Raw genomic sequence first — 14433 nt, 5'->3', positions numbered from 1 at the left:
TGACCGAAGCCGAAGCCAGCAGCCTTCGATTCATGCGCGAAGAAGAGAAGCTGGCTCGCGACGTATATCAGAGCCTGTTTCAGAAGTGGAACCTGGTATCGTTCCGGAACATTTCCGCCAGCGAGCAGGCGCATTTCGAAGCGGTGGGAGCTTTGCTTACGCGGTACGGGATTTCGGATCCGGCCGCAAATACGGCCCCCGGCGTCTACGTGGATGCCACGCTGACGGCCTTATACAACGATCTGGTGGCGAAGGCCATGCGGTCGGCGGAGGACGCGCTTGCTGTCGGGGTGATGATCGAGAAACAGGACATCGCCGATCTGGAATCGGCAATCCATGGGACGGACAAGCTGGACGTTAAGAGGGTCTACACCAACCTCATGAACGCCTCACACAACCATCTGGAGGCCTTCGAGACGGCCTGCGGACTGATCGCGGTTGCGAATTGATGAGCGGGACGATGCCGCGGCGCGGAGGGATGCCACGCCGCGGCAGAGTTACGGGAAAATCAGAAGTTGAATTTGTCGATATTTTCTTTGTTAAAAATCATGGGTTTTCCGAGGACTACCTCGCTGCCATTTACGTCGAGGCTGCCCATGCGGGTGGACTGGAATTTCGTGGCCCCGGCGGGGAACTCGCCCCGGATCAGCTGGGCCGCGGTTTCGACCACCAGGTAGCCGAGATCGGCGGTGTTCCACAGGACGACGGCCTGCACGGTTCCATCGTGTACACAGGGCTTGCAGAGGTTCGGCAGGGAGAGGCCGATCACCTTCACGTCCTTGCGACCAGCCTGACGGACGGCTTCGCAGGAGCCCGGAACGGCGGGCGCCGCGATGTCCATCACCAGTTTCACCTCGGGGTGGATGCGCAGGATTTTACCGCGCAGGTCGTTCGTGTTGGCGGCGGAGCGCTGAGCGTCCTGGCCGGCGCCGCCTTCGGCCGTCCAATGGATGGGGGTGTACTGCGTGGCGTCCGAGTTGTCGCCGGTGGAGAGGTACAGGTTGCCGGCGGCGTCCCACGTCATCCCGCCGCCCATGTGCGAGCCGCGTTCGTAGGGGACGCGGAGGAGGACGACTTCGGAAGCGCGATCAATCGTGTCGTCCGCGCCGAGGGTGAACCGGGAGAGGTGCATCGCGCCCTCGCCCGGCGCGCCGAAGTAGAGGTAGAGCTGCCGGCTGGACGCAACGTCAGGCGCCAGTTGGATCCCGAGCATCCCGCCCTCCCCGGTGTGGTCTGTCGGGATGACGCCGAGGGTGCTCACGGCACCATCGTACCGCCGCACGCCACCCTTCCGCTCTACCCAGTACACCCGGTTCTCTCCGTCGAAGTCCATTTGCATCGGCTCGTCGACGTCCTCAACCAGGACTTCCCGCGTGAACCGGTTGGTCTCGGGCGGAGCGACAGGTTCGAGGCCCTGCGGCGTCGCGCAACCGGCGAGGACGAGGATGAGGAGGAGGGATTTCACGAAGGTTGTTCTGTAAAAAATGTGATGTCAACTCGACCGGACCCCCGCGATTGCGGGGGGAAGCGGAGAGACCCCCCGAAGAATAGCACATCCCTGCTTTAGGAGGTTTCTCCGCTTCATCGCCGGCAAGCCGGCGCCTTCGGTCGAAATGACAATACGTTTTCGGGTGGTTGTCACTCCGGCAACGCAAACGCCACGATCCTTCCCGTCCCGCCGGGCGCCTTCGACTTCCCGCCGGCGGCGGCGATCACCACGTATTGCTTCCCATGTACCCGGTACGTACTCGGCGTTGCCGTCCCGCTGAAGGGCAACTTTGTCTGCCAGAGGATCTCCCCGGTCTTTTTGTCGAACGCCCGAAACATCCCATCCGCCGTCGCGCCGATAAACAGGAGGCCGCTGGCGGTCACCACGGGGCCGCCGTAGTTCTCGGTACCCGTGGGAGGGATGCCGCGGGCGGTGAGTTCGGGGTACTCGCCGAGGGGCACCTTCCAGAGAAGCTCCCCGGTGTTCAGGTCGACGGCATTGAGCGTGCCCCACGGCGGTTTGATCGCGGGATACCCTTCGGCGTCGAACCAGCGTTTAAAGCCGGCGAACGTGTAGGGCACGGCGTCGTCCAGCTGCTGGTGAGGGTCGATGGATTGATCGGCGGGCGGCGGCGGTGGAGGGGGTACCTCGACGCCATAGAGGAAGTCGAGCAATAGTTTTTGTTGATTTTCTCGCAGGGTAAACGCCGGCATCCGGCCGAGGCCACTCGTTAAGACGGCGGTCACCTCATCGCGTGTTTTTCGGCCTTCAAGATCAAGCAGAGAGGGAAACCCGCTGGCGGGATCGCCGGTGCGGTCGAACCCGTGGCACGAGGCACAGTTGGCCATGTAGGTCATCTCACCGGGCGGGACGGGACTGCCGTCGGGCCGCTTCGTCTCGATCATCTGCAAAAACCAGGGGATCTCATTGACGTTGGTGTAAAAGATCCCGTCGAGGTCGGCCGCGGAGCCGCCCCATTCGAAACCGCCGTCATATCCCGGGAAAAAGATCGACTCCTTCAGTTCGGGCGCGGCGAAGGGGCCAAATGACCCGGAAAGCGCGAGGCGTTCCGCCGTGAGCGCGGTCGCTTCCGGGGAGATATTCGAGATGTCGTCGGCCGTGTACTGCTGGCGCATGAGGGGCGCCGGCCAGGTAGGGAACGGCTGCGTGGGCCACAGCTGTTCGCCGGGGAGGGTGCTCTGGGGCACGGGGCGCTCCTCGATGGGCCACAGCGGCTCGCCGGTCACGCGGTCGAACACAAACAGCAGCCCGTGTTTGGTGCCCTGGGCCAGGGCGTCGATCCGCCGGCCGTCGTGGGTGACGGTGAGGAGCGTCGGGGGCGACGGCAAGTCTTTATCGAGCACGTCGTGGTGCACCACCTGGAAGTGCCACAACCGTTTGCCGGTGCGGGCGTCGAGGGCGACTACCGAGTTGGCGAACAGGTTCATCCCGTGGCGTTCGCCCCCGTAGAAGTCGGGGCCGGCGGTTTCGGTGGAAGCGTACAAGATGCCGCGGGCCTCGTCGAGGGCGGAGCCGGACCAGTCGGATCCGCCGCCGATCACTTTATGCGCCTCCGCCGGCCAGCTCCGGTAGCCGTATTCACCGGGGCGCGGGATCAGGTTGAAGTGCCACACCTTCTCCCCGGTCCGCGCGTCGTAGGCCTGGACGGACCCCGGCGAGCGTTCGCCGACGGTGGGGGAGACGATGAGCAGGTCTCCGTAGATGACGCCCGGGGTGTTCTGTGTGAACGGGATCGAGCCGTTGACGCCGAAGTCGGATACAAGCTGGCCTGTACGCGCATCGAGGGCATACAGATGACCGCCGGCGGAGGAAAATATCCTCCCGTTGACTCCGTCGTTGTAATACACGACGCCGCGCTGCCGGGAGCCGAGCGGGCCCGGATGCACCGAGGTCGGGTTGAAGCGCCACCGTTCCAAGCCGGTCGCGGCATCCAGTGCCAGCACCTGCCGGCCGGGCGTGGCCGTGTAGAGCACCCCGTCGATGACGATGGGGTTTGCCTGGAATTCGCTCTGTTCACCGGTGTCGTACGACCAGGCTACCTTCAGGCTGGCGACGTTTTCCGGGGTGATCTGGTCGAGCGGCGAATAATGCGTCCGCCCCTTATCTCCCAGATACACGGCCCAGTCGTCGGCATGGGGCATCAGGATCTTCGTGTGGAACGAGCGTTTTTCGGCATCGGGCAGGGCCATCGGGCCAGAGGTCGTGGCGAGGCGTTGGAAGGGGGCATCGGAGGCACCGAAGGGGACCCACGCCGGCAGGCCACGGCCGTTCGGGGCGCCGGTCTTGACGAAGTTCACCCAGTAGGAGGACACCTGGTCCGCTACCTGGCGGTCGACAGCCTCCCAGGGCCGCTTCACGCGGTCCAGGTTATTAAAGACATACGGCATCTCGCCGGTGTGGTACGCGCCGAATCGGGGAAACTCGGGCCAGGGCATCGCGCGGTCGAAGTAATACAGATAGGCCGGCGTTTTGGCCGTTTTGGCCCGTTGTTCGGCCCACAGATACATGGCCATCACGCCCTGGTCGCGGCTGCTGGCGAGCTGCATGGCGCCGGCCTCGGCATCGTCTGAAAAAGGATACAGCGCCATAAACGCGTCGGCATCGCCGCCGTAGCGGTTACGGAGCTGGGTGCGCCACTCGGCGGCGGGGATCCGTCCGTACGTGGGGGAGGAACTGCCCTCGTCGGCGTTGAGGCCAGTGAGGGTGGGCACGTCGTTCTGCCGGCCCCGCGCGAACGCGCCGGGAATATCTTCCTGGATAAAGTGGCCGTCGACCACCGGGCGGAAGCGGATGGGCGGCGCGCCTTCGTCTACCTTCATCAACTCCTCTGCGGTCAGGGCACGAAGCCGGGCGAGCGACCGGACGCCTTTCGATTCGGCGAAGCGGATTCCCAACGCCTCGCCCTCGGCCAGCGAGCCGCTGGTGGTCCCAACCCGCGAGCCGCTCTGGGCGATCGCGCGCTGGAAAAGGCCGGCCGCCATCGGCGAGGCAGTGAGGTAGTGGACGGCGGAGGCGCCGGCGGACTGGCCGGCGACGGTGACTTGCGCCGAATCGCCCCCGAACGCAGCGATGTTATCCCGCACCCACGCCAGGGCGGCCGCGGCGTCCATCAACCCGTAATTGCCCGAAGCGCGGGCCTCCGTCTCGCCGGAGAGTTCGGGGTGGGTGAAAAACCCGAAAAGCCCCATCCGGTAGTTGATGGTGACGACGACGATCCCTTTTTTTGCGAACGCCTCGCCGTCATAGACCGAAATCTCGCCGGATCCCTCGACAAACGCGCTGCCGTGGATATAGACCATCACCGGCCGTTTCTCGTTCGCGCGGCGCGCGCCCGTCCAGATATTCAGAAACAGGCAGTCCTCCGACACCTCGTTTTGCACCATGAACTCCTCGGTCCAGGGTTCGCGGCTGCGCGTGAGCTGCTGCACGCAGCTGGCCCCGAACTGATCACCGGGCCGGACACCCTCCCAATCGGCCGGCGGCTCCGGGGCCCGCCACCGCAGGTCGCCGACAGGCGGGGCGGCAAAGGGAATCCCTTTGTAGATGCGGACCGAACCGTCCGAGCCCGTCGTGCCGGCGACGAGGCCGTTTGTGGTGCGGATCGGGTCGGCGAGGGATACCGGAGAAGCAAGAGGGGCGGCGAGCAGGGATAGAGTAAACGCGGCGAGCAAAAAGCGATACGGCATCGGAATAATCTCTGATAGGGGTGGTTGCGCTGCTAATCTAGGAGATCGATGTTGAATTCGCTACCGTGAGAGGCGCCCTGTGTCGTGTTTTGCGTCGTTATGGCGCCTATGGGGATGAGGGCCTTGCGGACAGGATGCAGGCCATGCGAAATCCGGCGTACGTTGAAGCCGGCGGCGCCCATCAAAACGCAACTCGCCCACAAACACCTTGAATACCCAACACACCTCGCACACGCGCTCGTTCAAAACCGACCTCGTGGTCCTGTTTATTGGCCTCGGGCTCACCAGCTTCGGGTGTAGCGGCACCGAAAACGAAGTCGATGTCTGTGAGGGACTCACGAACCAGTTCGTCGGTGAAAGTACTTCCCGCGGCGGATGCGAGGCGTCCGACCGCGGCGAGTTCATCGAAGGCGGTTGCTACTGCCACGCGAGTAGCTAGGGCCTCGACGTCACCGATGCGCGACCAGTCGGCGGACTGGCGCCATCCGCGCGCCGGACACTTCGACCATATACAGGCCGCTCGCCAGGTTGGCTCCGGTAAAGGTGAGTGTCAACGGGCTGTTCGCCGGGACCGAACCGGCGTACAATGTTGCGACACGCCGGCCGAGCATGTCGTACGCGACTATCTGTACCTCCCGTGATGAACCCACGGTGAGTATCATCCGGGCCGATTCGGTAAACGGATTCGGGTAAGCCGCGCCCAAACTGACGGTATTCTCCAGGAGGGTCTCGACGGGTAGCGTCGTCACCGCCGGCAGGTTCTCGTCGATCCAGGCCATCCGCGTCTCGACCCACCCTTTCAGGTAGTCCACCTCCTCTGCGTAAGTATTTCCGACAAACCGGTTCGGCCATACGTACGTCCCGAGAACGGGCCACCGCTCGAAATTCCGGTCTGCTGCGACGCCAAGCAGCGCCACCTGGCCATCGATAAACTGAAGCAGCGTGTCGGTATGCAGAACGGTGGTGCGGAGGCTGTCCCACCGGCCCCGGATCCGGGCGTTCATCGCCGGCTCTTCCCATAATTTTTCCCACCAGAACGGAGGCTGTAACCCGTCGGAATCCGGGATCAGGGTCTGCGCCTGGAAGCCGGCCTCGAGGCCTCCGTCGTAGTAGTCGGCATTGCCGAAAGCGAGGTTGAAGTCCCATGCCGGGCCGAATGTGAGTTTGCCGCCGTTGCTGTCTTTGTCTTTATGGATAAAGGTGCTGAGCCGGTAGCCGTCGACATTCCGTCCGATCTCGTTGAGAATGTAGAAATCCACGGCCGCATCGACATCGATGTGGGCGGCGTAGCCGGTGATGGGATCGGCATATCCAGCGCCGGCCATTGTGTCTTCGAAGCCGGCGATGACTTGCTGGATGTAGGCCTGCTGCTCCGGTACGATGTCGGAGGCCTTCGGCTCGTCGTACTGGTAATACACGACGTGGTCCAGTCCCGTCCTGGGCGGATAGGGCGACGCCCAGCCGCCGTTGTCGCTCCCCGTCCACTTGTCGATCTTCACGATGTACCCGCCCGTCAGATCATCCCCCTCGATTTCGTCGGGGTCGAGTTTAGCGATATCGACCCGGTTGCCGTCTCGCTTGATCTTCTCCATCGCCACATACACGCCCTGGTAGCTGCCGTTGAGGATCAACTCGACAAACCGGGTGCGCGAGCCGTAGCGCCCCATATGGTTAGAGAGATGAAAGATGAGGACATTCCGTAGAAGCGATTTATCGCTGTACGGTCCGTACAAAATCCAGTCTTCCTCCTCGGGGAAGCCCAGCCATGCGATGTCGATCCCTTCCTGCGCCTCGTCCCAGGTTTCGAAACCATACGAGAGCTTCGGAAAGCTCTGGGAACTGGAGCCGCGCCGTTCGATCCCGATAAACCCGTCGTAGCTGTTGTAGGTGTCGGAAAGCCGGTTCAAGGCGCCCGGTCCATTGTCGATTACCCCCATGCGCCCCATCAGCTTGGGGTCGTCGGGGATGTCCTGACCTTCTGTGTCGATCACCACGATCGGGAGATGCGTGGTAAGGGTGTCGATGGGCTGGGTGGATTGCCCAAGCGCCGGCGTGGCGATCAATAAAGCAAAGAGCACGGCCCACTTCAGGGTCGCCGCTGTCCGTTGACGAGGTACAAGCATGAGGTATATGGATGAAATGCCGGCGAACGTTCAACGCGCGAAAGTTACAACGCACTCAGCTCCACCTCCAGCTTCGAGAGCAACTCCGGGGTGAACACCTCGGAGGCGTACGGGGCGATTTCGCGAATACTCATACTCATCGCCTGGTCGAGCCGGGGGTCCGTCGTGAAGCCCGGCATATGGCGTTCCAAAACCTCGGCGGCGCCGGGGTGGGCGATCAGGGTGGCGATGGTACTCCCCGTGCTCAGGCCGGCGCTGCCCTTCACCGGCGCGGCTCCTATCGAGCCTTCACCCGATTCGAAGGTGGCTGTGAGCAGGATCATGATGGGCTGCTCGGGAGCCGCCTTGTTGTTGCGAAAAACGAAAAAGACATACTGTTTGCCGGTGGTCGGCTCGATAACGGCCGACAGGCTCGAAGGATTGCCAAACCCCGGTGCGGGCGTGATCGCGCTACTCGTTCCGATCAGCCGGCCCTCCGGCGAGCCCGTGCGGACTTCGATCGTTCCGCCGGCCGTTGGCAGGCCCTGCGACGGCGCGATGGCGGCGAAGACGATGCGCCGGATGTCCGTCAGATCGATGCCGGAAAAGCCGACGTGGGCCCCCGAGGTGGATCCAATCACGATCTCACCCGCGTTGGGCGGTGTAAACCGCATCACGCCGGACTCGATGCGCGCCTCGTTGATGTTTATCGTCGGGCTGCGCAGGACATGGACGGCCTCGGTCGATGACGACCCCACGCCCGGCGCGCCGGCATCGGTGTAGGCCGCACGGATGATGACAGCGCCGGTCCCTCCTACGGGAATCTCGGGCGTATGGGAGCCGGAGGCCGGCAGCGAGGCTGTCGCCGGCGCCTCGTCGAGCGTCAGGATATACGCGACCATCCGATCGACCTCGGCGCGGGTGAACTGGGGATGAGGCGGCATCATCACCGGTCCCCAGGCGCCCGATCCGCCTTCCAGAACTTTCACGGCCAGCTGTTCCTGCGCACCGGGATTGTCTTTGTATTTCTCGGCCACGAGACGGTAGGCCGGCCCGATCGACGGGGTATCAATCCCGTGGCACGAGCGGCAGTCGCTACCCTCGATCAGCCGGCGCCCGGTAGCCTGCTCGGCCGCGGCGTCCGCCCCGCGGTGGCCCTGCTCGGTGGCTACCGGCTCGTAGTTGGCCTGATAGGCGATGGACACCGCCACCTGATCCGCCGCGATCTGTCCGTCCGCGAGGCGGCCGTCTTCGGCGTCGCGGACATCCACCCGGTACGCGATGGCCTTGCCGGGGGCGAAGAAGGTCTGGTTGCCGGAGGTAAGGGCGATCTCCACCGTCGGCGGCTCGTTGCCCGCCATAAGGGACACCGTCGCCCGGCCGTCGGTGCCGCTCGGGTCGGTCACCGACAACTCGGCCACGTACACGCCCGGCTCAGGGAGTGTAAGGGCAGCGGTGGCGTCAGTAAGGGTTTGAACCGCTGCGCCCTGCGCGTCGGTGATCCGCCAGGTGTAGGTGAGCGGGTCGGAGTCGAAGTCCATCGACCCCTCAGCGCTAAGCATCGTGGCGAAGGGTACCGGGCCTGCGACGCGGTCCGCGCTGGCGGACGCCATCGGGGGCCGGTTGCCGCCGTTGTACGAGATGCGCACAAGGCGGGCGTCGTCGTTGCCGCGGAACCAGCCGCTGCCGTATTCGAGCATGTAGAGCGAGCCGTCGGAGCCGAACTCAAGGTCGAGCGGACTGCTGAACGTATAACTCGGCATGAACCGCTCCATCGATACGAAGTCGCCGGCTTCGTCCATAGTCACCGCCATGATCCACCCCCGCATGAACTCGTAGATGAACAGCTTGCCCTCGTAATAGGCCGGGTAGGCGCCTTCCGCGCCGGCGAAATCTTCGGCGTAAAAAACCGGCCCGGCCATGGCGGAACGCCCGCCGCTGCCCAGGATCGGAAACTCGGGCGAGGCGGCGGCCGGATACCAGATGAAGGCCTTCTGCGCCGGCGGCAGCTCCGAGCGGCCGGTGTTGTTCTTCGAGGTATTGACCGGGCGTGCCGCGTCGTACATGGCGCCCGGCGTCCTCATGGTGAAATCATAATCGTGATACGCCTTGTTGTCGCCCGTGAAATACGGCCAGCCGAAGTTGCCGGCCTGGCGCGCCTGGCCGAACTCATCGTGGCCGGCCGGGCCACGGTCCAGCGAGTCGCGCGAGGCATCCGGACCTACATCGCCCCAGTACAGGAAGCCGGAGCGTTTGTCGACCGAGATGCGGTAGGGATTGCGGTGCCCCATCGTATAGATCTCGGGGCGTGTATCGGGTGTGCCGACTGGGAAGAGATTGCCGGCCGGTATGGTGTAGCGGCCGTCGGGTTCGGGATGGATCCGCAGGATTTTGCCCCGCAGGTCGTTTGTATTGGCGGACGACTTCTGGGCGTCCCACGGCTCGCGGCCGGCACGCTCGTCGATCGGGGCGTAACCGGTCCCGTGCGGGTTCGTGTTGTCGCCGGTGGACAGGTACAGGTTGCCGGCGGCGTCGAACGCGATCGAGCCCCCCGTGTGGCAGCACTCGAGGCGCTGGACGGGTACGTCGATGATCCTGACCTCGGTGGCTAGATCCAGCACATCCCCCTGGAGAGTGAAGCGCGACAGCCGGTTCACGGCCAGGTCGCCGACAGGCGAATAATAGAGATAGATCCATCCCGTTTCGCTGAATTCTGGCGCCGCGGCGACCCCGAGTAGCCCGTCTTCGGCGACGGCGCCGCCGGCGTAGGTAGTGCTCACCGCTAGCCTGGCAATGGTCTGGATGGCATTGGAAGCCGGGCTATACAGCCGGACGCTGCCCGGGCGTTCGACAAAAAGGACCCGGCCATCCGGTAGGGCGGCCAGTTCGAGCGGCTCATCGAGTTTCTCGCCCAGGATCTCCTTCGTAAAACGGTTCTCCTCCGGCATACGCTGCGTACGAGCGCGCGCGAAGTCTACGTTCCTATTGCCCATCGCATACTGCAGGCCACCCTGCAGGTGTTCGAGAAACATGGGCTCTGAGAAGGACTCCAGGGTGTGCCCCATGTTCGTGTAAAACGCGCGGCCACCGTCGTACTCGTGCCACCACGACATCGGGTGGTTGTCGCCGTTGGTCCCGCCCCGGTAGGTGCTTTCGTCGATGCGGACGAGCACGTTCACGGCCGGGTTCATCTGTTTGAACGCGTAGAACTCATCGGTCCGCGTCCACGGCTCGGGCAGGTTGGCCATGCCGGGAAAGTCGCGGCTGACAATGTGGAATGTGCCCTGCTGGACGTTGTCCGGGTTGGGATGGTTGTCGAAATACGCGCCGGCCAACTGCCCGTACCAGTCCCATTCGTATTCGGTGTCGGCGGCGGAGTGGATGCCGACATAACCGCCGCCGGCCTGGATGAACCGCTCGAAGGCGTTCTGCTGGATCGGATCCAGCACATCTCCCGTGGTGTTGAGGAAGACGACAGCACGGTAGGCGACCAGGTTCGTCTCCGAGAAGACGCCCGCATCTTCCGTCGCATCGACGGCGAAACCGTTAGCGCTTCCGAGCTTCTGAATGGCGGCACTGCCTGATTCGATGGAATCGTGCCGGAAACTGGCGGTCTTCGAGAAGACGAGCACCCGCGGTTGCGCGAGGCTCATCGATACGAAAAGAAGGGATACGATCAGGAGCAGGCCGGTTAACACCGTCCGCGGATAACTGGTAAGCGGCATAGGAAAAACGTACGTGTTGAAGGGATAGAACGACGCAAGGTAAATCATACCGAGGAGAAAAACTGAATGGTCGGAACGTATAGCGGGCCCGACGGCGACGGCGAACAGCTGACACCGGCCGGGATGATCGACGCAGCCCATGAGCTGGCGAATCGCGATCCCGCGCTGCGGAGCATTCTGGAACGCCATGGCCTACCGCCGTTCTGGGCGCGTACGGAGGGGTTTCCAACGCTGTTGCACATCATTCTCGAACAGCAGGTCTCGCTGGCGTCCGCACGGGCGGCGTACGATCGGCTTGCCGCCGCGCTGGGTGGTGATGTAACGCCGGCTACGTTTCTCCTACTAGACGATGAATCGTTACGCCGCTTCGGGTTCAGCCGGCAAAAAACGACGTATGGTCGGCATCTGGCGCGGGCCATCCAGGCGGGTGCGCTGGATCTGGCAGGATTGGCGAGGCTGGATGACGAGGAGGTTCGCCGCCGGCTCGTCGCCCTTCCCGGCATCGGTCCGTGGACGGCGGACATCTATCTGCTCATGGCGCTTCGCCGGCCGGATATCTGGCCTCGGGGCGACCTCGCGCTGGCCGTAGCGATGCAGCGCATCTGGAAGTTGCCGGCGCGGCCCTCGCACGCGGCGCAACGAGACCGCAGCGCGGTCTGGTCGCCCTGGCGTTCTGTCGCGGCCCGGTTGCTGTGGCACAACTACCTGGGCGGCGGCGGGTAGCGGGTGGATCGACACCCAGGTTCATGCGTACGCGCGAGCAATACGTCGTCATCCGCGATCGTCCGGTGGCGCACCTTCCGTATGGGAAGTTCGGTAGGGGGCCAACATCTCAACAATCCTGGGAATGGTCCGTTCGCAAAACAGGTTGAGCATATCGCGCCCCTCCTGCATCGTGGCCTGGCGCGGGTCGGGGCCCCAGACGCCGTCGTCATCCAGCGTGGGCTCCCGATCCGCCGGAAGCCGCTCGAGCGCAACGACCGTAGGATTAAACAGGAGTTGGAACGACGTCTCGCCGCGGGCGGCGTGGTTGGAGGGGTAGGCGTCCTTGATCGGCTCGAAGGAAGGGACGAGCCAGACGCTCGCATCGCTGTGGCGGGTCTGAAACGTCGTGCACGTTTCGCTGAGCGCCCGGATATGCCCGCTGCCGGAATGGCCTGTCACGATGACGATCATCCGAAACCCCTCGTCGACCAGTTGCTCCAGGTATTCCATGCACAGCAGCCGCACGAGGGCCGGGCTATGTTCGAGCGTATGGCCAAACCCTTTTAACGGCTTGATGGTGTCGGTGCCGACATACACCGGGGGGAGGACGACGCCGCCCGTCCGCATGGCCAGGGCCAGGCATTGCCCGTGCGCCTGGGTGCCGTCGAGCCCAATCGGACAGTGGTAACTATGCCATTGCAGCGCGCCCCAGGGGATGTAGGCCAGGGGTGTTTGTGTACGTATCGATTCGATCTGGTCGGGGCGCAGTCGTTCGTACGGTCCCCAGGCGGGAGTATCCATAGGTGGCGTGCCAGAAACCTTAAATCTGGACCCACGTCGGGCAGTGGGTCCCTGCGCCGGCCCGTAAATACACACGCGTACGCCAGGGAGGGCGCACTATTCCGTGCTCAACGGCGTGTACCGCGTTCAGTGGCCATCAGCGTCGACATCCGCAGGGCCTTTGCTACGTTGGCTACGGCCGCGAACTGGTTGATGGTGGCCGACTCGTCCGCACGTAACAGAAGGGAAGTGCGGTCGCCCTTTACGTCGCGAATGGAGTTGAGGAGCGCTTCGCGAGGGACCTCCTGTTGCTCGACAAAGAAGCGGCCGTCATCCGTGATGATCACGGTCACATAGTTAGGCTCTGCCGGCGCCGAGGCGTCCGCATTGGGGAGATCCACCCGAATCCCGAACTGGGGGATAAAGCTCGACGTCAGCAGGAAAAAGATCAGCAGCAGGAGCACGATGTCGGTCAGGCCGGCAAGGCTGAACTCGCGAATAGGTTTCCGGGACGAAGAAAACTGGAGCGGCATACGGGGACCGTGGAGTGTGTGGCGCTGGCCGGTGAGAGAACCGGATCAGTAGGCGCGTTCGGAGCTACGGGAGGCCATCGGGACGGGCTCCTGCAGCAGGTCGATAAAGTCGGTGGCGGAACGCTCCATATCGTTGACCAGCCGGTTGATCCGGTTGATCAGGTAGTTGTAGAGCAGGATCGCCACGATGCCGATCAGCAGTCCGACGGCTGTCGTCACGAGCGCCTCCCAGATACCGCCGGCGAGCACGCTCGGGTTGACGTTCCCCTGCAGGTTCTGGATCTCCTGGAAGGCGGTGATCATACCCGTTACCGTCCCGAGGAAGCCGAGCATCGGGGCGATGCCGGCGATACTGGCGATGATATCCGTCCGTTTCTCCAGTTCGTACGCCTCGTATTTGCCGGCAGCCTGCACGGCGTCCTGGATCTCGACGATCGGCCGGCCAAGGCGCTCGAGGCCCCGTTTGAGGATGCGGGAGATCGGGTTGTTCTGTGCCTCGCAGAATCCGATAGCACCTCGGACGTCGCCGGCCTGGACGTAGGAACGGGTGCGATCCGTAATCAGGTACGGGTCGGTCTGCGCCTTGAGGAGGGTTCTAAACCGCTCGACGAAAATCGCGATGGTCACGAAGGAGAGGATGATCAGGGGAACCATTATGAGGCCCCCCTGCATCAACATATCCACCATGCTGGTGGTCTCGGCCGGCGGGACGCTCTGTGCGGCCCCCAGCTGAGAGCCGACGGTCTCCTGCAAATGAATGAAAGTCATGAGTTCGTACAGTACGACCCGTAGCTAAAGTGTGTATGTCAGGGAGGCTGGATCCCGTAAAGATCCTAGCGGGGGATGGAAGTGACCCAGGCATCCGTGGGGAGCGACGCAGTGTGTTGCGCCATCGCCGCCGTAGCGGCCTGTGTCGAGGTGAACTGTCCAACGCCAACCCGGTACCGGGGGGTCCCGAAATCGTCGGTGCGCAGAATATCGACAGGAAAACCCTGATTGGCAAACACCTGCGCATACCGATTGAGGAGCGCCTCGGCCTCCGCGACACTTTCGCGGGACGACACAACGATCGTCCAGCCGCCGCGCGCCGCCACAAATCCGCCAGGCGCGACTGTCTCGGTAGGCAGTGCGGTCGGCGTCGGCGCGGTGGGCGTTGGGGAGGCAGGCGTGGGGTCCGTGGCGCTCGGTGTAGAGGCAGCGGCGGGGTCGTCGACGGGCGGCGTCCCAGGGTCCACGGCAGGCGGCGTTTCGTTGGTCGGTGGGGTCGTGGAAGTAGGAGGAAGCTGCCGGGCTACGGGCGATGCGCCCGGGCCGAAGGGCAGCATACCCTGCATATAGGCGTAGCCACCGCCGGCCACAAGCACCACGAGGCCGATCAGACCCGCCCACAGC

Annotated in this window: 11 protein-coding genes; 3 read left to right on the top strand and 8 right to left on the bottom strand. The window is 63.9% G+C overall.

Annotated features, from left to right (window positions below):
* Positions 1-449, top strand: a 449-nt coding sequence (locus SH809_18220; protein ID MDZ4701653.1) for a DUF2202 domain-containing protein, incomplete at its 5' end; no start/stop codon positions are given.
* Positions 450-508: 59 nt separating this feature from the next.
* On the opposite strand, the gene SH809_18215 is transcribed toward SH809_18220, so the two are convergent.
* Both SH809_18215 and SH809_18210 read right to left on the bottom strand, forming a co-directional pair.
* Positions 509-1465 (bottom strand): PQQ-dependent sugar dehydrogenase, encoded by a 957-nt coding sequence (locus tag SH809_18215; protein ID MDZ4701652.1) that lies wholly within the window; start codon positions 1463-1465, stop codon positions 509-511.
* 173 nt (positions 1466-1638) lie between these two features.
* Positions 1639-5196 (bottom strand): carboxylesterase family protein, encoded by a 3558-nt coding sequence (locus tag SH809_18210; GenBank protein MDZ4701651.1) that lies wholly within the window; start codon positions 5194-5196, stop codon positions 1639-1641.
* A 208-nt stretch (positions 5197-5404) separates the two neighbouring features.
* On the opposite strand from SH809_18210, the gene SH809_18205 reads away from it, so the two are divergent.
* Positions 5405-5635, top strand: coding sequence for a hypothetical protein (locus tag SH809_18205; protein MDZ4701650.1), 231 nt, complete (start codon positions 5405-5407; stop codon positions 5633-5635).
* Positions 5636-5645: 10 nt separating this feature from the next.
* Here the strand turns inward: SH809_18205 and SH809_18200 are convergent, their stop codons facing one another.
* Entirely contained in the window at positions 5646-7319 is a 1674-nt protein-coding gene (locus SH809_18200; GenBank protein ID MDZ4701649.1) for a CotH kinase family protein, read from the bottom strand.
* Between the two features lie 44 nt (positions 7320-7363).
* Complete coding sequence (locus SH809_18195; protein MDZ4701648.1) at positions 7364-11023, bottom strand: ThuA domain-containing protein; 3660 nt, start codon at positions 11021-11023, stop codon at positions 7364-7366.
* Between the two features lie 66 nt (positions 11024-11089).
* Between SH809_18195 and SH809_18190 the strand changes: the two genes are divergently transcribed.
* Complete coding sequence (locus SH809_18190) at positions 11090-11746, top strand: DNA-3-methyladenine glycosylase 2 family protein (protein MDZ4701647.1); 657 nt, start codon at positions 11090-11092, stop codon at positions 11744-11746.
* A 48-nt stretch (positions 11747-11794) separates the two neighbouring features.
* On the opposite strand, the gene SH809_18185 is transcribed toward SH809_18190, so the two are convergent.
* The 4 genes from SH809_18185 to SH809_18170 all read right to left on the bottom strand — a co-directional run.
* The gene (locus SH809_18185) at positions 11795-12529 is read right to left on the bottom strand and encodes a creatininase family protein (GenBank protein ID MDZ4701646.1); all 735 of its coding nucleotides are present in this window, start codon (positions 12527-12529) and stop codon (positions 11795-11797) included.
* Positions 12530-12636: 107 nt separating this feature from the next.
* Positions 12637-13041, bottom strand: coding sequence for a biopolymer transporter ExbD (locus SH809_18180; GenBank protein MDZ4701645.1), 405 nt, complete (start codon positions 13039-13041; stop codon positions 12637-12639).
* Between the two features lie 45 nt (positions 13042-13086).
* Positions 13087-13809 (bottom strand): MotA/TolQ/ExbB proton channel family protein, encoded by a 723-nt coding sequence (locus SH809_18175; GenBank protein MDZ4701644.1) that lies wholly within the window; start codon positions 13807-13809, stop codon positions 13087-13089.
* A gap of 65 nt (positions 13810-13874) precedes the next feature.
* On the bottom strand, positions 13875-14433 hold a 559-nt coding region (locus SH809_18170), incomplete at its 5' end, for an SPOR domain-containing protein (protein MDZ4701643.1).

The sequence above is a fragment of the Rhodothermales bacterium genome, assembly GCA_034439735.1.
Lineage (GTDB): Bacteria > Bacteroidota > Rhodothermia > Rhodothermales > JAHQVL01 > JAWKNW01.
The sequence above is the reverse complement of the archived record's forward strand: the minus strand, read 5'-3'. Positions and strand labels throughout refer to the sequence as shown.